This is a genomic window from Marinobacter sp. AL4B (assembly GCF_019916045.1).
Lineage (GTDB): Bacteria > Pseudomonadota > Gammaproteobacteria > Pseudomonadales > Oleiphilaceae > Marinobacter.
In genome coordinates this window covers 916853-936078 of sequence record NZ_JAILWZ010000011.1, presented here as the reverse complement: position 1 = coordinate 936078, position 19226 = coordinate 916853, and the positions used below count along the sequence as shown (strand labels likewise).

Sequence of the window (19226 nt, the reverse complement as noted above, 5' to 3'; positions counted from 1 at the left end):
GCTGGCGCCCTGCCAGCGCAATGATTGTTCATCCTCCACGGTAACTATCGCCCTTGCTGCCTGTCAGCATAGCCAATGCGATAGGGGTTTCTACTGATAAGCTTCGCTTAATTGAGTCCTCTTTGCATGCAAATACCGGCGTAAGGGGCGGCTTTCCCTGAAAATGAAGTGGGAGTATGCAGCGATGCAAAAAAAATCGGTTTGGATGTCCGGAATGTTGGTGCTCACGTTGGCGCTCGTCGGTTGCGGAGGGGACTCGTCAGACAATCCTGCTGACGCCGCAAGCTTAAAGGTAACACCTGAGCTAGAAACAGAATCGCCATCCAATGCATCAGAACTCCCGCAGCCTGTCCGGCAAATAATGACCTTGGGCAACCGCCAATCGGAGTCTCGTCTTGTGGATGTCATGGCCGATGACGGGCGACAGTGGCAGCCCTATGAACGGGCGCCGGAGTTTACCCATATGGTCGCCTTGGATGACCAAACGATCACCATGTCTGACGGAACTAAGTTGTTTGTGAAAGTTGCCGTCCCCGGTTTTGGCGAAGGCGAGGCGGCTTCCGGCTCGTTTCCTGTGGTGCTCACACAGACGTCCTATAACACGTCGTTGGGGCAGTACGTGCAACAAATTGGTGGTGCTAACGAGTTTCTCGTCAAGCGTGGTTATGCCCATGTGGTTGTAGACGTTCGTGGCACCGGCAACTCTGGTGGTAATTGGGCAGCGTTTGATGAGCGTGAGCAGCAAGATTATCTGGAAGTGCTGAACTGGGTAGTAGATCAAGACTGGGCCCAAGACCGTATTGGCCTGGAGGGGATTTCCTATTTGGGTATTACCGCGGTACTGACCGCTCAGCATAACCATCCAGCGGTAAAGGCGGCGTTCCCAATTGTTCCAATCGGCGACGGGTATCGAGACATTGTCTTTACCGGTGGTAACGTGAACGCCACGTTCATTCCGCTCTGGCTTGGTATGGTGACTGGTTTTGGGCTTATTCCGGCGGAGATGGCGGCGGTTGATCCCGAAGCCTTTATGAAGGCGATACCTGAACGTATATTGGGTGCCTTGACCGGCTTCCAGGTGCCCACGATTGTTAAGGCCCTGACCGGTGAGCCTGAAACGGCATACGACGGTGATTTTTGGGCGATTCGCTCTCCGCTTGAAGGGGTCGATAAAATCAACGTGCCGACCTTTATTGTGGGTGGGTTGTTCGATCTGTTTCAGCGCAGCGAGCCGCTCTGGTTTGAACAGTTGAACGGGCGAGTAGACACCAAACTGTTGATTGGCCCCTGGGATCACATTGGTGCCGCGGGTGTCGGTTTTATGGGCGGTGAAGAGGCAGATCAGCACGGTGTGCCGGATCTGGACACTTTGCGCCTGCAATGGTTTGACGAGTACGTTTTGGAGCTGGACACCGGCGTTCAAAATCAGCCGGATGTTACCCAGTATGTGCTCGGGCTAGACGAATACGACACAACCAGCCATTGGCCTCACCCGGATATGCAGGCGGAGCGCTTCTATCTGAGTCCCGCTGAAAATTTTGTGGGTGGTGGAGTTGGCCAGATGCAGTCTCAGGCGCCTGCAGATGCCGGTAAAGCAGTGGTGTTCCAGCACCCATTAAACGGACTGTGCTCGTCCAGTCTTGACCAGTGGACGGCAGGGTTGGGCGGCATGCTTCCTCTTCCGTGCGTTCAAGACAATTCGTTGGCAGAACTCGCAGCCGCCAAATATGAGCTGCAGGCTGGCGAAAATGGCCTGTATCTGAATGGCCCCATGCAAGCCGATCTGTGGGTTTCGACCACCGCCCAAGATGTGCAGGTTTCTGTGAGGTTAGACATTGTTAACCCGAACGGCACCACCACCCCGGTAACGAACGGTTTGATGACAGCAGGCCTGAACTCGGTGGATGAAACGCGCTCTCGGTTCGTGAACGGGGAAATGATTCAGCCCTGGCATACCTTCCGCCTGGACGACGTTCAGCCCTATGAGTACGGAGAGGTACGTAAGGTGTCAGTGGAAATCTTCGCGAGCAGTGCCTATGTGGCGCCGGGATCAAGTTTGAGAGTGTCGGTGAATACCAGCAATATTGCGCAAGGTCTGCCGCCGCTGCTTACCGCTCTCAATTCGTTACTGGGCGCAATGACATTGCACACCGGCCCCGAAACGCCTTCGAGCGTGGTTCTGCCCGTAGTTCCCTCGGCTAAGCTGGATGCAATGCAGGTACCGTAACGCCTTCGCGCACTCTGACAACGTCCGCCATCACCGAAAGAGCGATCTCGGCGGGCGTTTTACTTCCAATGTTTAAGCCGATCGGCATGTGAATACGATCGGCTTGGGCGTCCGTTAACCCGCCAATTCGCAACAGTCGCTCCCGACGCTTTTCAGAGGTCCGTTGAGATCCCATCACGCCAATGTAGAAGGCGTCGGTTTTGATCGCCTCAATGAGCGCAGTATCGTCGATCTTGGGATCGTGGGTAAGTGCAACCACTGCGGTTGCCCGGTGACAGCCTTCCCGGGCAATCCAGACAGACGGGAGTTCCTGGCGCAAGGTAACGCCTGGTACATTGAAATGTCGAACTTCCTCGGGCCGGGGGTCACAGACGATCACCTCGAACCCAAGACTGTGGGCAAAACTGGCGCACACAGTCGATACCGGTGAAAGTCCCGCTATCACCAGTCGTGAAACCGGGCCCACACGCAGGCGCACGCGTTGCTCGTTTCGATCTACTTCAACTTTGCTGCCCAAGCTTTCATCCGGGATGAGGTCAACGTCACCGGATTCGAAACACAAGTTACGAACCAGAGCGCCTGCACCTTCTAGCGCATTTTTGAGTGCTAGGAAGTGCCCAAGAGTGTGGTCATTTGCGGGCCAGTATTCCACCAGTACGTCTAGCACGCCGCCGCAGGGGAGGCTGACTCTTGGGTTATCAGGGGTGTCTGAGGCACCGTATCGGACCCGGTTCAGGCGCCCTTGGAACTCTCCCTCGCTCAGTCGGGCAAGGAAATCCTCCTCTACGCAGCCACCAGAAAGCGAGCCACAATGGTCGCCATTGGCTTTCGCGATTAACCAGGAGCCGGGTGCTCGTGGGGATGAGCCGAAGGTGCTCAGCACGGTGCACAGCCAGAAGCTTTCATCGGCTTTGCACCAGCGGATGGCTTGCTCAACCACCTGAATATCCAACGGCTGCATTGATTTCTCCCGAAATGTTGTTTGAACCGTGTTGTTATAGGTTTGTATAGGCTGCGCCAACTATATCAGGGCATAACCACAATGTGATGCGCCCGTTAATCAATGTCTTGCCGTGTGCCGGTAGTCGCTGGGCGATTTCCCCATGACTTTTTTGAACAGACGGGAAAAGTAGTACGCATCGTCGTAGCCCAATTGGCGGCTGATATCTGCAAACGTTTGGCTGGTAGTGTCCAACAGTTCGCAAGCGCGCTCTACTTTCAGGTGTAGAAAGTGCTGTATGGGTGCGGTGCCGGTTTGCTCGCGATAGCGGGTGGCAAAATGCGCGGGTGATCGGCCGGCAAGTTCAGCCAGCTCATTCAGTGTCAGCCGTTCTTCAAGGTGTTCCCGCATGTAGTTATGAATAACCTCAAGTTCAGCCTGCCGCGCTTGCCCGGTTTCGTCGGCATTGATCGGTACAGCCGCCAGCAGTTGTCGCAAGCGGTTGCTGGCGTGAATCAGCCCTTGGGTGCGGTAGCCTGTTTGGCGTACCGACAGCAAGCCGTTGAAGTCCACCAGCAAACGAGGTTGTCGGCCCAGGTGGCGAATGTAGGTGCCATTGGTGAAGCCCATGTGTTGCTGAAACGCTTCCGCTAGCGGGCCAGAGTAGTGGGCCCAGTGAATGGACCATGGATTGTTCGGATCGGCGGTGTACCGGTGACTGGCCCCGGCAGGCAATAACAGTAGGTCTCCAGAGCCGACGGTATAAGGCACGCCTTCTACGTTCAGGAACGCGTTTCCATCCGTGCAGTAAACCAAAAGATTGTCGCGGTGATGTTCCCTGTGCATGTGATGACCGACGGCTTTACGGTAGTGGCCAAAGGCAAGCGGGTAAAGCTCTCGGGTCAGGTCATGACTGGCGAGAAGGCGAACGATTGGTTCCGGGATCACGTACCTAACGCTGTCCGCAGGAACCGGCCATTGCGATGTTTGGGTCGATTGCTTTCGTTGAATATCTTTTCGCATCGAAAAATAATCCATCAAGAGCGAAATTTAGTCAATCACCAGTTGCTCGGGTTAGTGCTAGTCTGATGGCTATCAACTTCCCGGGCAGGTCTCTTGGAGAACAGATCGGGACTTATTGGATAACAACAACCACGGACCCATGCTATGAAAAAAGTACCTCAGCTAATTGCCGGAGAATTCGCTCAAAGCCAGACCGATAACTGGATTGACGTGACCAACCCTGCAACCAACGAAGTCATCGCACAAGTTCCCTGTGCGACTGCTGACGAAATGCGTCAGGCCATCGACAACGCCGGTGAGGTGTTTAAAAGCTGGAAAGAAACGCCAATCTCCGAGCGGGCACGGGTGATGCTCCGTTACCAAGCCCTGTTGAAAGAGCATCACGACGAAATCGCCGAGATTCTGTCACAGGAAACTGGTAAGACGTTTGATGATGCCAAGGGTGATGTTTGGCGCGGTATTGAAGTGGTTGAGCACGCCGCGAACGTTGCTTCTATGATGATGGGTGAAACGGTTGAAAACGTGGCCCGCGAAGTGGACACCCACTCCTGGATTCAGCCTCTGGGCGTTTGTGCCGGTATCACCCCGTTCAACTTCCCCGCGATGATTCCGCTGTGGATGTTCCCCATGGCGATCGCTTGCGGTAACACCTTTATTCTTAAGCCTTCCGAGCAGGACCCCCTCACGCCTATGCGTTTGGCTGAACTGTTTGAAGAAGCTGGCGCTCCCAAAGGCGTTCTGCAGGTAGTACACGGTGCTAAAGAGCAGGTGGACACGCTGCTGAACGACCCGGCTATCAAGGCTATTTCCTTCGTTGGCTCCGTACCCGTCGGTCGTTATATCTATGAAACCGGTACTCGCAACATGAAGCGTGTACAAAGCTTTGCCGGTGCTAAGAACCACATGGTCATCATGCCGGATGCCGATAAACAGCAAGTTCTGAACGCTCTTGTTGGTGCCTCTGTCGGCGCTGCGGGTCAGCGTTGTATGGCCATCTCTGTCGCGGTGTTCGTGGGCGCGGCTCAAGAATGGATTCCGGAACTGAAAGAAGCCATGGCCAAGGTTCGCCCGGGCGCCTGGAACGATTCCGGCGCTAGCTACGGCCCCGTCATTAGTGCTAAGGCTAAAGAGCGTGTCGAATCGCTGATCGCCACCGGTGAAGCCCAAGGTGCGAAGCTGATGCTAGACGGTCGCGGCTGCACTGTTGAAGATCTTCCTGACGGTCACTGGGTAGGACCAACGCTGTTCAGTGAAGTCACCACTGAGATGGATGTTTATAACGAGGAGATCTTTGGCCCTGTCCTGTGCTGCATGAACGCAGACTCACTGGGCGATGCGATTGAGCTGATCAATAACAGCCCATACGGCAACGGCACATCTATCTTTACCAACCACGGTGGCGCAGCACGTCGTTTCCAGCATGAAATCGAAGTTGGTCAGGTGGGCGTGAACATTCCCATCCCGGTACCCCTCCCGTTCTTCTCGTTCACCGGGTGGAAAGGTTCTTTCTACGGTGACCAGCACGCGTATGGTAAGCAAGCGGTGCGCTTCTATACCGAAACCAAAACCGTGACCTCCCGCTGGTTCAACAGCGAAGCCACGTCGTCAGAAGCCAACTTCTCTATTCAGCTGCGCTAATTGCGCAGCCAGGAGTCGAGCCATGGATTTCAACCTGACGGAAGATCAATTAGCGTTTCGGGAAGCCGCCCGGGCCTTTGCCGAGAAAACCATGGCCCCGTTCGCGGGGCAGTGGGATGTGGACCACACCTTCCCAGTGGACGTAATGAAGCAAGCGGGCGAGATGGGTTTTATGGGGATATACACTCCGGAAGCCCTCGGTGGGATGGGGCTATCCCGGATGGACACCTCGGTGATCGTGGAAGAGCTTGCTATGGCTTGCCCTTCCACTGCCGCGTTCATCACCATCCATAATATGGCTACTTGGATGGTTGCCAGCTTTGCCGATGACGCGCTTAAACAAGAGTTTGTGCCGAAGATGGCGAGCGGAGAATGGCTGGCATCGTACTGTCTGACCGAACCGGGTGCCGGTTCGGATGCCGCGAGCTTGCGAACCAAAGCGGTTCGCGACGGCGATAGTTATGTGATTAACGGCAGCAAGATGTTTATATCGGGAGCTGGTGACACCGACGTTCTGGTTCTGATGGCCCGCACGGGAGACGCTGATAGCGGAGCGAAAGGCATATCCACCTTTGTGATTCCAGCCGATGCTGAAGGTGTCTCGTATGGCAAGAATGAAGAAAAAATGGGTTGGCACAGCCAACCCACCCGAATGGTCACGCTTGAAGACGTTCGCATTCCTGCCAGCAACCGCGTCGGGGAAGAGGGCGACGGTTTTGCAATCGCTATGAAGGGCTTGGACGGAGGACGGCTGAACATTGCCACTTGTTCTCTGGGTGGTGCTCAGGCCGCGCTTCTCCGAGCTCGCAATTACCTGCACGAGCGCCAGCAATTCGGTAAGCCCTTGGCGGCGTTTCAGGCGCTGCAATTCAAACTGGCAGATATGGCAACGAATCTTGTGGCGGCACGTCAAATGGTGCGTCTGGGTGCGTTCAAACTGGACAGCAAAGACACTGAAGCCACTCTTCACTGTGCCATGGCCAAACGCTTTGCCACCGACGCCTGTTTTGAGGTGGCCAACGAAGCTTTGCAGTTGCATGGTGGTTACGGTTATATCCGGGAGTACCCTCTGGAACGCTACGTCAGAGACTTGCGGGTGCACCAGATTCTGGAAGGCACCAATGAAATCATGCGCATGATCATTGCTCGCCGGTTGCTGGATGATGGCGTGGCCGAAGCCATCCAGTGACGGCCAAATAGATAACAAAAGGATTCAAATATGAGTGAACTGATCCAACTCGAAAAACGCGACCATATTGCGATTCTTACCATTGCCAACCCGCCGGCAAACACCTGGACGGCGGATTCGTTAGCCGCCCTGAAAAAGACGATCGCAGAGCTTAACACCGACCAGAACATCTACGCGTTGGTGGTGACCGGGCAGGGCGAAAAGTTCTTCTCCGCCGGCGCGGACCTGAAAACCTTCGCAGACGGCGATCGAGCCAGAGCCAATGAAATGGCTCAGCGCTTTGGTGAAGCCTTTGCCGCTTTGACCGGCTTCCGCGGTGTTTCAATTGCCGCTATTAACGGTTACGCCATGGGCGGCGGCCTGGAATGCGCGCTGTCCTGCGACATCCGCATTGCCGAAGAGCATGCACAGATGGCGCTGCCAGAAGCCAGCGTTGGCTTGTTGCCGTGCGCTGGTGGTACCCAGAATTTGCCTTGGTTGGTGGGCGAAGGCTGGGCTAAGCGCATGATCCTGTGTGGTGAGCGCGTGACAGCGGAAAAAGCGCAGCAAATCGGATTGGTGGAAGAAGTTGTACCTTCTGGACAATCGTTAGAAAAAGCTTTGAAGCTGGCAGAAGGCGCTTGCAAACAAAGCCCATCGTCGATCGCTCGCTGCAAACAGTTGGTGATGAGTGCTCGCGATGGTCGCAGCCATAGTGACGGCTGGCGCATGGAGCGTGAGTTGTTCGTGGAGCTGTTCCACACCGAAGATCAAAAAGAAGGCGTAAACGCGTTTTTGGAAAAGCGTAAGCCGGAATGGAAAAACCAATAACCGGGGCCGTTATGAGCGATCAACCAATAGTCTTTGAAGAGTGGAACACCAGTGACGGTGCGCGCATCGCGGTGGCCCGGCTAAATACGCCTCGCAACCTCAACTCGTTGTCGATGGATATGATCCGGCTGCTAGTGCCTCAGCTGGAACGTTGGGCCGAAGATCCTAGTGTTCGCGCTGTTTGGCTGGAAGCAGAGGGTGAAAAAGCCTTCTGCGCGGGCGGGGATATTGTTTCTCTGTACCGGAGCATGACCGAATCCGGGAAACTGAGCGAGGGCGAGCAGTTTTTTACCGAAGAGTATGAGCTGGATTATCTGATCCACACGTTCCCAAAACCCATCATATGTTGGGGTAACGGGATCGTCATGGGCGGTGGTATTGGCTTGATGGTAGGTGCTTCTCACCGAGTCGTGACCGAAAACTCCAAGTTGGCCATGCCAGAAGTCAGCATCGGCCTGTATCCGGACATTGGTGCGGGCTGGTTCCTGAACCGAATGCCCATGCGAACGGGCCTGTTTCTTGGGTTGACCGGCGCACGTATGAACGCTGCGGATGCGCTGTTTGTGAACATGGCTGACCGCTTCATCTCTCAAGATCGCAAAGCGCAAGTGATCGACGCGCTGAAGTCGGTCAGTTGGCAAAACGATAATGGCCATCATGTGGTCAGTGGCGTGCTTAGACAGTTTGAGCAACAAAGTGCCGAGGCGTTGCCAGAATCTCCGGTTCGCAAGCACTTTGATGAGATTCAGCAAGTGACGGATGCCGGCTCATTAGAGCAAGTTGTCGCACAGCTGCAGGAGCTCGGCAGTCGTGATGACTGGTTGGGTAAAACCGTCAAAGGTGTAGCGAATGCCTCTCCAACCGCACTCGCGTTGACCTGGCGGCACTATCACCGAAGCAAGCTGGACAGCTTGAAACAAGTATTGGATAACGAATTGGTGTTGTCCAAGAACTGTTTGAAGAAGGGTGAGTTTGCCGAAGGCATTCGGGCCTTGTTGATAGATAAAGATATGCAACCACGGTGGCGTTATGCCTCATTGGCGGAGATGGACAGCCAGTGGATTGATGAATTTTTTACCCTGAACGCCGGATAACACCCCCCGGTGGATTGCAACAATAACAAGGAGAAGCACTATGGCGAAAATCACGTTTATTGGTCTCGGTAACATGGGGGCTCCGATGGCCTCCAACCTGGTTAAAGCCGGGCATCAAGTCACTGTATTTGATTTGTCTGCATCGGCTGTTGAGGCTCTGGTTTCCGAAGGTGCAAGCAGCGCAGAGAGCGGAAAAGCGGCTGCCGAAGGTGCCGAGTGCGTCATTACTATGTTGCCTGCAGGCAAGCATGTAGAAGCCGTTTATCTGGGCGAAGACGGGCTGCTGTCAGCCTTGCCCGAAGGCACGCTGGTGATTGATTCCTCAACCATTGCGCCGGAAACAGCGCGCAGTGTAGCCGAAGAAGCAACGGCCAAAGGCTTGGCGTTCATTGATGCACCCGTCTCCGGAGGCGTGGGTGGAGCGAAAGCGGGCACTCTGACGTTTATTTGCGGTGGTGAAGCCGACACCTTCGAGAAGGCTAAACCGATTCTCGAAAGTATGGGCAAGAACATCTTCCACGCCGGGCCTTTCGGCGCAGGGCAAGTTGCCAAAATTTGTAACAACATGCTGCTGGCAATCTTGATGGCGGGCACCAGTGAAGCCTTGGCGCTGGGAGCTAAAAACGGTCTGGATCCCGCGGTGCTGTCTGAAGTCATGAAGCAAAGTTCGGGGGGCAACTGGGCATTGAACGTGTATAACCCTTGGCCGGGTGTCATGGAAGGGGTGCCTGCGTCACGGAATTATGAGGGAGGCTTTTTGGTGAACCTGATGGCGAAGGATTTGGGGTTAGCATTTGATAACGCCGTCACAAATCAGGCGTCCATTCCGATGGGTTCACTGGCTCGGAACTTGTTCCAGTTGCACGCAGGGCAGGGTAATGGCGAGCTGGATTTCTCAAGCATTCTAAGGCTTTTCCAGCCAGAGTAATCGGGTGAGGGCGATCTGGGTTCGCCCTTTTATTTAGCCTAAAGTTTACCTTTACGTAAAATGCATGTCGTGCTAAATCTGTATGAAGCATGTGTAAGTGAACACAACAACAATTAGGAGAGGACGATGAGCCTTCCGCAATACAATGATGTGTACAGCAACTTTGATGCGGCCGCACTGGAATCAGAGGTCCTGGATGGTCGTTTAGACAGTGGCTTGAACGTATGCCACGAAATTTGTGACAAGTGGGCGACTGACCCGCAAAAGGTCGCGCTCTATTACGAGAAAGCCGACGGCGGCGATGGTGCGCTGACCTTTGCCGAGCTTAAGGCTGCTTCCGCTCGCTTCGCCAATTACCTTCAGTCCCTCGGTGTCAGTAAAGGCGATCGTGTCGCTGGACTGCTGCCCCGGGGCCCCGAGCTGTTAATCGTGATCGCCGGCACCTTGCGTATCGGCGCGGTATACCAGCCACTGTTCACCGCCTTTGGTTCGGGCGCCATTGAGTATCGTCTCGAAAAAGCCAGCACCCGCTTGGTAGTGACCGACCCGGACAACTACTCCAAACTGGCTGACGTGAAAGGCTGTCCGCCCGTGCTATGCCGTAACGCAGCAGCAACCGGTGATGATGTGCCTGATTTCGAACAGGTGTTAAGCGCTCAGCCCGATCAATTCGAACCGGTGATGATCACCGGCAGCGATCCCTTTTTGCAGATGTTTACCTCCGGAACAGTGGGTAAAGCCAAGGGAGTTGCCGTACCAGCGAAGGCCCTGCTGGCCTTCTACGTTTACATGAAGTACGCGATCGATTTGCGTGAGGGCGATGTATTCTGGAACGTAGCCGATCCCGGCTGGGCTTATGGCCTTTACTACGCAGTGACCGGTCCGCTGCTTATGGGCCACACCACTCATTTCAACCCGAATGCGTTCACCCCGGAATCCACTTACGACATGATCCGAAAGTACGGGATCACCAACTTGGCTGCGGCTCCAACGGCATACCGGTTGCTGAAAGCCAATGACCAAGTTCTGCCGGAAGGGGAAACACTCGGCCTGAGGGTGTGTAGCAGCGCCGGCGAGCCACTGAATCCCGAAGTGGTGAACTGGATAGACCGTCGTTTTGGCTGCCCGGTGAAAGACCATTATGGCCAGACTGAAACGGGTATGACGTGCTGTAACTTCCACGCCATGGAGCACCCGATGCGAGATGGTGCCATGGGGTATGCTTCCCCTGGCCATCGTGTAGTTGCGCTGAATACCAAATACGAAGAAGTGGCCGCTGGTGAGATCGGTCAGTTAGCGGTTGATACCAAGGCATCACCTCTGTTCCATTTCGATGGTTACACCTGGGGTGAAAAAGACCCATTCGCCAATGGTTATTACCTGACCGGCGACATGGTGGTTTGTCATGGCGATGGCAGCTTCTCCTTCAGCGGCCGGGATGATGACATCATCACCACCGCAGGCTACCGGGTGGGTCCCGCAGACGTGGAAAGTACCTTGCTGGAGCACGCTGCCGTGGCGGAGTCTGGGGTGGTTGCCAAACCGGACGAAAAACGTGGCTCTATCATCAAGGCGTACGTGGTAATCAAAGCAGGCCAAGAGCCCGTGGAAGAGCAAAGCCTGAAAGACGAGCTTCAGGAGCTGGTACGCCGGCGCTTGTCGACCCACGCCTTCCCTCGGGAAATTGAGTTTGTAGACGAACTGCCAAAAACACCAAGCGGCAAGATTCAGCGCTTTATGCTGCGAAATCAGGCTGAGGAAGAGGTATCGGCATGAAAGTCAGCTTCGAGGAACTGAACGCCTTCCTCGAAGACCATTTTCCCCAAGGTGCCGCTTATGGCGCTTTGGCGGATCTTGGAGATGGCTGGGCGGAAATGGTGCTGAACGTGGATGAAGTTCATCTACGCCCGGGTGGCACCGTTTCCGGACCGGCGATGATGGCGCTGGCGGATGTGGCTATGTACGCCGCTCTGCTTGGAAAAATTGGACTGGTGCCGTTGGCCGTAACGACTAATCTTAATATTAACTTCCTGAGAAAACCGGTTGCCCACATGCCGATTCGGGCTAAAGCATCGTTGCTAAAAGTGGGTCGGACCATGGCAGTTGGTGATGTTTTTATCTATTCGGAAGGAATGACAGAGCCGGTGGCCCACTCCACCCTTACTTATTCGATTCCGCCAAATAAAAACCAAAATTAGTTCTTGACGTTTACGTGCACGTAAATCTAACCTGTGGTTAGTTCATAAAGACAACAATAAAAAGGTCGAGTGGCTCATGAGTGAACCGTACGTTCTCGAGACCCGCAACCTGATCAAGGAATTCAAGGGCTTCATTGCCGTTAATGACGTCAATCTGAAGATCCGCCAGGGAGACATCCATGCTCTTATCGGACCCAACGGGGCCGGCAAGACTACGGTGTTCAACCTGCTCACCAAATTCCTGATCCCTACTCGCGGTCAGATTCTCTACAAGGGTGAAGACATCACGTCGTTGAAATCGCCCGCTATAGCCCGAAAGGGCATCATCCGTTCCTTCCAGATATCTGCGGTATTTCCTCACATGACGGCACTAGAGAATATCCGTGTGGCGTTACAAACCGCAGAAGGTACGTCCTTCAGCTTTTGGAAAAGCGGCAATTCTCTGAACAAGCTCAATGAACGCAGCATGGAATTGCTGGAATCGGTCGGCCTGGCGGACTACGCCAACACCACAACCGTTGAGCTGGCCTATGGCCGAAAAAGGGCGTTGGAGCTGGCAACCACTCTGGCTATGGAGCCGGAACTTCTGTTGCTGGATGAGCCTACGCAGGGCATGGGTTCCGAAGATGTAGACAGAGTTGTTGAACTTGTTCGTAAGGCCGCTCAAGGCCGCACCGTATTGATGGTGGAACATAACCTCAGCGTGGTGAGTAAATTGTGTGATCGGATCACCGTGCTTGCCCAAGGTGCCGTTCTGACAGAAGGCGATTATCAGACCGTTTCCGCCGACCCGAAGGTTAGAGAAGTGTATATGGGCAGCGATGGCAGCGGAGAGCGCGGCGTTGCGGGTGCCGAAGACGACAATGTGGAGGCCGCCCAATGAGTCACTCGGATCGTGAGTACGAACAATTACGTCTCTCGGGGTTGCACGCTTTCTACGGCGAATCGCACATTCTGCACGGCATCGACATGGTGGTGAATCGAGGCGAGTTGGTGACCTTGCTGGGCCGCAATGGCGCAGGACGAAGTACTACCCTTAAAGCCATCATGAATATGGTGGGACGGCGTACCGGCACTATTTCGATCAACGGTGAAGACACCATGCGGTGCGCACCCCACCACATTGCCCGATTGGGCGTGGGGTATTGCCCTGAACACAGAGGTATTTTTGCGTCGCTCAGCGTGCAGGAGAACCTGACGCTGCCGCCGGTTGTTCGGAGCGGTGGTCTAAGTCTCGAAGAAATTTACACCATGTTCCCGAACCTTTACGAGCGTCGGTTTAGTCAAGGTACCAAGCTATCGGGAGGTGAGCAGCAAATGCTGGCTATGGCGCGGATTCTGCGCACGGGCGCCAACATGCTGTTGCTGGACGAAATCACTGAAGGACTCGCACCCGTTATCGTTGAGAAACTGGGAGAGGTGCTTATCGCGCTTAAAAACAAAGGCCTGACCATCGTTCTGGTCGAGCAAAACTTTCATTTTGCAGCGCCGCTGGCCGATCGGCATTACGTGATGGAGCATGGCCAAATTGTAGAAGAAATTCACGCCAACGAACTCGCTGCCAAGCAGTCGGTGCTGGATGGCTATCTGGGGGTCTGAACCCGGAAAGATCGAGAGTAACAAAAGCAACAACAAAACGAACCAACGCAAGACAGTATCGGAGATATAACAATGACAATGATGAAAAAACTTCTTGCTTCAGCCGTTGCATCAGCCCTGATGGTGGGTGGTGCTCAGGCGGAGATCTCGAACAAAACCGTAAAGATAGGCTATCTGGCTGACATGTCCGGCACCTACCGCGATCTGGCCGGTCCGAACGGTCTCAAAGCGCTTGAGATGGCGGTCAAAGATTATGGCGGCACGGTGAACGGATCCAAAATCGAAGTGGTGAGTGCTGATGACCGAAACAGCCCCGATACTTCTTCAAGCACGGTCAGACGTTGGGTTGAAAACGAAGACGTCGATATGGTGGCCGGTATGGTGGCGTCTTCCGTATCGATCGCCGTCAGTAAAATTCTGGAAGAGAACGATCGCCTTGGGATTATTTCTGGCTCGGCGGCATCCAGTATCACCAATGAGCACTGCACGCCGAACCATATCCACTACGTTTACGACACCTATCCGCTGGCCAACGGCACCGCCAGTGCCGTGGTCAAAGAAGGTGGCAAGACCTGGTACATGCTGACGGCCGACTACGCGTTTGGACATTCGCTGGAAAGCGACGTCCGGCAAGTTGTTGAGGCAAACGGTGGTGAGGTGATTGGTGCGGTGCGCCATCCATTCCCGACCCAAGATTTCTCATCGTTCATTCTGCAGGCCCAAGCTTCAGGAGCGGATGTGGTGGGATTGGCCAATGCGGGCGCTGACACCACCAACGCCATCACCACCGCCAGTGAATTCGGATTGACTCAGTCTGGCCAAACCCTCGCTGCACTGCTGCTGTTCTTAACCGACGTTCACGCACTGGGTGCTGAGACGGCACAGGGTATCCAGCTGACAACGGGTTGGTACTGGGACATGAACGATGAAACCCGCGAATGGTCCGATCGCTTCATGGAAGAAACCGGTGTACGCCCGACCATGGTCCACGCTGGCATATACTCCAGCGCACTGCATTACCTGAACTCGGTAGCGGCAGCTGGTTCCGACGATGCCCAAACCGTGCGTAAGCAAATGATGGATACCCCCATCAACGACATGTTTGCTAAGAACGGAACCATCCGAGTTGATGGCCGCATGGTGCACGACATGTATTTGGCCGAGGTGAAAACACCGGCCGAGTCCAAGTCTGACTGGGATTTGTATAAGATCCTGCGGACCATCCCGGCTGACGAAGCTTACCGCCCGCTCTCTGAGAGCAAGTGCAAACTGGTGAATATGTAAGTTAGCTCAGGTTACCCGGCAATGCTTTGTCAAAGGCTTTGCCGGGTCGTGACCGACCGACTGACTGACAGAATAACAACAACGCCTGCACTGCTTGTGGAGAAAGCAATATGACCATGATTTTCGGCGTCCCCCTTGCTGTGCTTTCCGGCCAGCTATTGATCGGCGTTATCAACGGCGCGTTTTACGCACTGTTGAGCCTTGGCCTCGCAGTTATTTTTGGCCTGCTCAAGATTATCAACTTTGCCCATGGTGCCATGTATATGCTTGGTGCCTTGGTGACCGTCGTTCTATTTGATCTGATGGGAGTCAACTACTGGGTAGCACTCTTCGTTGCCCCGTTGCTGGTGGGTGCCTTCGGGATACTCATCGAATATTTCCTGCTTCGGCGCATCGCCGGTCAGGATCATATCTACAGCTTGCTCCTGACATTCGGTGTCGCGCTTATTATTCAGGGCGTGCTAACCAACATCTACGGCGTGTCGGGTTTGCGATATTCCATGCCAGACCTGTTTAAAGGTGGCATCAATCTCGGCTTCATGTTTTTACCCTACTATCGAGCGTGGGTAATCGTAGTGGCCCTGCTGGTGTGCTTCGGAACCTGGTTTGTGATCGAAAAAACCAAACTGGGTGCTTATCTCCGGGCTGGCACCGAAGACTCCCAGCTCATGCAGGGCTTTGGCATCAATGTACCGCTTCTGGTCAGCCTGACTTATGGGTTTGGTGTGATGCTGGCCGCCTTCGCAGGTGTGCTTGCAGCGCCTATATACTCAGTAACCCCGGTGATGGGCTCCAATACACTCATTGTGGTGTTTGCGGTGGTGGTGATCGGTGGCATGGGGTCCATTGGCGGCGCCATTATCACGGGTATCCTGATGGGGGTTATTGAAGGTTTAACCAAAACCTTCTATCCGCCTGCGTCCTCGGCTGTCATCTTCCTTGTGATGGTTGTTGTACTGATGTTCCGCCCCAACGGCCTGTTCGGTAAGGAGGCATAGCCGTGAATAACTCTGTTAACTCTGCCGACGTTCACAAGGCCATTGTTGCGCAACAAAAATCCCAAGACCGCAAAAAAATGATGGTCAATGGCGTCTTGCTGTTGCTGTTACTGGCAGCGCCCTTCGCGTTGTACCCAGTATTCCTGATGAAGATCCTATGCTTCGCTCTGTTTGCGGTAGCTTTCAACCTGTTGTTCGGGTTCACCGGCTTGTTGTCCTTTGGCCATGCGGCGTTTCTCGCCACCGGTGGGTATACCACCGGCTATCTCCTCAGTAACTACTCTGGCTTGACGACGGAGATGGGGATCATCGCTGGTACGCTGGCGGCGACCGTGATGGGCACTGCGTTTGCGTTGCTGTCTATTCGCCGGCAGGGGATTTACTTTGCCATGGTCACCTTGGCTCTGGCGCAGTTGGTGTTCTTCTTCTACGTGCAGTCTGACTTCACTGGCGGTGAAGACGGTATGCACGGTATTCCGCGAGGCAAGTTGTTCGGGGTGCTCGATCTAGAAGATAACCTGAACATGTACTACTTCGTGCTGGCGATGTTCATTGGCTGTTACCTGCTGGTGCAGCGAATCGTCAGTAGTCCCTACGGTCAGGTGCTGAAGGCGATCAAACAAAACGAGCCGCGCGCGGTATCTCTGGGTTACAACGTGGATCGCTATAAAATCCTCGCCTTTGTCATCTCGGCTGCATTGGCTGGGCTGGCCGGTTCGATGAAGTCTGTGGTGTTCCAATTAGCCTCTCTGAACGACGCTCACTGGCACATGTCGGGCGAAGTCATTCTGATGACGCTGGTGGGCGGCATGGGCACGCTGCTTGGCCCGGTTGTTGGCGCTACCTTCGTGGTTAACGTGGAATATCAGTTGGCCCAGGGGCCGCTCCGGGATTGGGTTGACCCGATACTTGGTGGCATCTTCGTGCTCACCGTCCTGGCTTTTCGCAGCGGTATTGTGGGCGAGATTCAGAAGTTCATTAAGAAAAATATTGGCTAATTAGACCTGTCCTGTCCTTTCCGGCACGCAATGATGTGCCGGTGGGGCAGCGCCACTACTGCACTCCCACCTCTGCGCAAAGATCGATACCTGCCCAAGTCACGGAATTATACGAACGCGTTCGTATAATTGGCTGTTATAAGAGTCATCGGGAAGGGATAAACTTAACAAGCAAAGGCAGCATCACCCTGAGGGTTGGACGCGCTAAAGCGCGCCGCTGTTTTGGGTGTTGTGCCCAAAGGAGATATGGAAATCATGTACCTATCGGCCAACGCCTTGAGCAAGATGTGACTGTCTACCCTAAGCTAGGTAAACGATTGTCGCGCAATAGTGGTGAATGGACAGTCGTGGAGCATTCCGCTATCACTACAGTTAGACGAAAAAAGGTTTAACACGTCAATCAAGTACGTTCCGGCCTGCGGCCTCCATGACCAGTATCCGACGAGGATGTGTTGGAGAGGCTATCGCTTGGTTTCTTTGATCAGCGTGTCGTGCTTCTGCACGGACCGGCTTCTAACTTCTAAATGTTGTTGAGGAAAATGATGTCTAAATCCATTGTCGCACCTCTGTTGTTAGTCGTGTCGTTAGTATTGGCTGGCTGCGCGCTGGGTTATCACGAAGATTTTGTTTCTGGCCTTCAAGATATGGGCTCCAACCCCTATATCACGGAACCCGAATTACAAGACCTCGAGGAAAGAATTCGGACCATTGCTATGGCTGAATACCTACTTGGCGAGTCTTACGCGCTCACCTTCGGCCCTCGCAATGCCGCCATCATCAATAACTTTCAGGCTCGTTTTAATAAGCAGGAAATGATGGAGGCTATCAATCTTGTTCGTGCCGGTTATAGTGCGACAGTAGCAGCTCGTTACCCTCATGTCGATTCACAGACGGAATGTACTCTAGTAGATAGTGGGGCTTTTATAGTCAACCAGGAGGCGGCTCCGGATCAGTTCGATTGGACCTTTATTAACGGGCGATGTGTCGACGGTCTTGCTCACGGGGTTGGTAAAGCGGTCGATGAAAAACTTAACGCGCAATTTGTAGGCCGGTTCGAGCAGGGCGTAATGATTGAGGGGGTGTTTACCATGACACTGGAGGATGGTAACCCGATTATCCAGCTTGGCGATGCTCCCGGCGAGGCTCGTATCGCCCGTCTGCTTACGACGGAATTCCATGACAACGGTTTTCAGTGGCATCGATACGGTGACTATAATGACCAGGCGCAGAGACACGGTTTTGGTATAAATATCTGGGGCCATAGCAACGCGATGATCGTCAAGTCCATTGGCGAATTCAAAAGCGGGCGACTGGACGGGTTCGGTGCCATACAGAGGCCCAAACCTTGGCAAGGAGATGAAGTAGAGAATGTTTGGATCGGTCATTTTGTGGAGGGAAAATTGAATGGCGCGGGGGCATGGACGAATGGTCTGACAGGTTTGACTGTTGGCTACTGGGAAGATGGCCAGCGCCACGGCAAGACCTATGGAGAAAGTACGGCGCCTGATGATAACAATGAAGCCTATGTCGGAACTTATTTGGACGGCAAACGGGATGGCGCATTCAAGGTGCGCAGACAGGCTATGCTGGGTGGAACAACAGGTGAGTTCACGGAATTTTATGCCAGTGGCCAATTGATCGATGATGGCGTCGAAACGAGCGGAGACGTTGATTTCGGGAAGATCGTAGCACTGGCTGCTGGTGCTGCTGTGGTCGGCACATCGGGAATTTCAGATACCTCCAAAGTCGATATTGGCAGTGCGTTTGCAGCCGATGTGTTGACCAGCAGTGATGGCGAAAACATGAGTACAATGCAGCAGCAGGTGGCTGAGGGGGCGGGAAACGTCAATCAGACCGTTAACAGTGATGATGAAGGCGTTTTTCGGTTAAGTTGCTATGCCCCCGGGAGTTTCATGTGTGTCGATTACAAGCTTAACAGTCGCAGAAAAAGTGAGCAGTTCAAGGCGCAGTGCGCCCAAGGTGGCAATAAACTGATTACCAGCTGTGACAGTTCGACCCGCCAGGCTATTTGTCGTCATCAGAGTGCGATAGGAGAAACGGACACCCATGACTACCTCTATGGCTCAGAGCCGGAGCAAGTGAGGGAAGCCTGCTTGTCAACCGGTGGGCAGTTCAGAATGATTGAATAGCCGGCTCCAGTAAAACTGCGTTTTAGGCGAAAGAAATTTCCCGGGAATGCCACTGTTATCAAAGTGTGCTTTCTTTCTGGTTGTGACAGTGAGGTTATCTCCGTCACCTGAGAGGGCTCAATGAGAATAGGCTTACTGTTTATTTTAGCT

General features: G+C 54.0%; 16 protein-coding genes. 14 read left to right on the top strand and 2 right to left on the bottom strand.

Annotated features, from left to right (window positions below):
- Positions 1-184: 184 nt before the first annotated feature.
- Complete coding sequence (locus tag K5L82_RS08380) at positions 185-2227, top strand: CocE/NonD family hydrolase (RefSeq protein ID WP_223133804.1); 2043 nt, start codon at positions 185-187, stop codon at positions 2225-2227.
- On the opposite strand, the gene K5L82_RS08375 is transcribed toward K5L82_RS08380, so the two are convergent.
- A complete protein-coding gene (locus K5L82_RS08375; RefSeq protein ID WP_223133803.1) occupies positions 2199-3188 on the bottom strand; it encodes an XdhC family protein in 990 nt (329 codons plus the stop codon). The genes K5L82_RS08380 and K5L82_RS08375 overlap by 29 nt on opposite strands.
- A gap of 99 nt (positions 3189-3287) precedes the next feature.
- The gene (locus K5L82_RS08370) at positions 3288-4190 is read right to left on the bottom strand and encodes an AraC family transcriptional regulator (RefSeq protein WP_223133802.1); all 903 of its coding nucleotides are present in this window, start codon (positions 4188-4190) and stop codon (positions 3288-3290) included.
- Positions 4191-4334: 144 nt separating this feature from the next.
- On the opposite strand from K5L82_RS08370, the gene K5L82_RS08365 reads away from it, so the two are divergent.
- The 13 genes from K5L82_RS08365 to K5L82_RS08305 all read left to right on the top strand — a co-directional run bounded on the left by K5L82_RS08365 (position 4335) and on the right by K5L82_RS08305 (position 19076).
- Positions 4335-5828 (top strand): CoA-acylating methylmalonate-semialdehyde dehydrogenase, encoded by a 1494-nt coding sequence (locus K5L82_RS08365; RefSeq protein ID WP_223133801.1) that lies wholly within the window; start codon positions 4335-4337, stop codon positions 5826-5828.
- A 22-nt stretch (positions 5829-5850) separates the two neighbouring features.
- Positions 5851-7017, top strand: coding sequence for an acyl-CoA dehydrogenase family protein (locus K5L82_RS08360; protein WP_133006152.1), 1167 nt, complete (start codon positions 5851-5853; stop codon positions 7015-7017).
- A 30-nt stretch (positions 7018-7047) separates the two neighbouring features.
- Positions 7048-7827, top strand: coding sequence for an enoyl-CoA hydratase (locus K5L82_RS08355; RefSeq protein WP_223133800.1), 780 nt, complete (start codon positions 7048-7050; stop codon positions 7825-7827).
- 11 nt (positions 7828-7838) lie between these two features.
- Positions 7839-8921, top strand: coding sequence for an enoyl-CoA hydratase/isomerase family protein (locus K5L82_RS08350; RefSeq protein WP_223133799.1), 1083 nt, complete (start codon positions 7839-7841; stop codon positions 8919-8921).
- 40 nt (positions 8922-8961) lie between these two features.
- Positions 8962-9849 carry a 3-hydroxyisobutyrate dehydrogenase gene (gene mmsB, locus K5L82_RS08345; protein ID WP_133006149.1) on the top strand — a complete coding sequence of 296 codons (888 nt, stop codon included), beginning with the start codon at positions 8962-8964 and terminating at the stop codon, positions 9847-9849.
- A 126-nt stretch (positions 9850-9975) separates the two neighbouring features.
- Positions 9976-11625 carry an AMP-binding protein gene (locus K5L82_RS08340; protein ID WP_223133798.1) on the top strand — a complete coding sequence of 550 codons (1650 nt, stop codon included), beginning with the start codon at positions 9976-9978 and terminating at the stop codon, positions 11623-11625.
- Positions 11622-12047 carry a PaaI family thioesterase gene (locus tag K5L82_RS08335; RefSeq protein ID WP_223133797.1) on the top strand — a complete coding sequence of 142 codons (426 nt, stop codon included), beginning with the start codon at positions 11622-11624 and terminating at the stop codon, positions 12045-12047. Before K5L82_RS08340 ends, K5L82_RS08335 begins: the two co-directional genes overlap by 4 nt.
- 76 nt (positions 12048-12123) lie before the next feature.
- A complete protein-coding gene (locus K5L82_RS08330; protein WP_133006146.1) occupies positions 12124-12930 on the top strand; it encodes an ABC transporter ATP-binding protein in 807 nt (268 codons plus the stop codon).
- Entirely contained in the window at positions 12927-13646 is a 720-nt protein-coding gene (locus tag K5L82_RS08325) for an ABC transporter ATP-binding protein (RefSeq protein WP_114333144.1), read from the top strand. The genes K5L82_RS08330 and K5L82_RS08325 overlap by 4 nt, the downstream gene beginning before the upstream one ends.
- 72 nt (positions 13647-13718) lie before the next feature.
- A complete protein-coding gene (locus K5L82_RS08320; protein ID WP_133006145.1) occupies positions 13719-14930 on the top strand; it encodes an ABC transporter substrate-binding protein in 1212 nt (403 codons plus the stop codon).
- Positions 14931-15040: 110 nt separating this feature from the next.
- Positions 15041-15928: a branched-chain amino acid ABC transporter permease gene (locus K5L82_RS08315; protein ID WP_133006144.1), complete on the top strand. Its 888-nt coding sequence runs from the start codon at positions 15041-15043 to the stop codon at positions 15926-15928.
- 2 nt (positions 15929-15930) lie between these two features.
- A complete protein-coding gene (locus tag K5L82_RS08310; protein ID WP_133006143.1) occupies positions 15931-16926 on the top strand; it encodes a branched-chain amino acid ABC transporter permease in 996 nt (331 codons plus the stop codon).
- 542 nt (positions 16927-17468) lie between these two features.
- On the top strand, positions 17469-19076 hold the full coding sequence (locus tag K5L82_RS08305) for a hypothetical protein (protein ID WP_223133796.1): 1608 nt from the start codon (positions 17469-17471) through the stop codon (positions 19074-19076).
- Positions 19077-19226 lie beyond the last annotated feature (150 nt).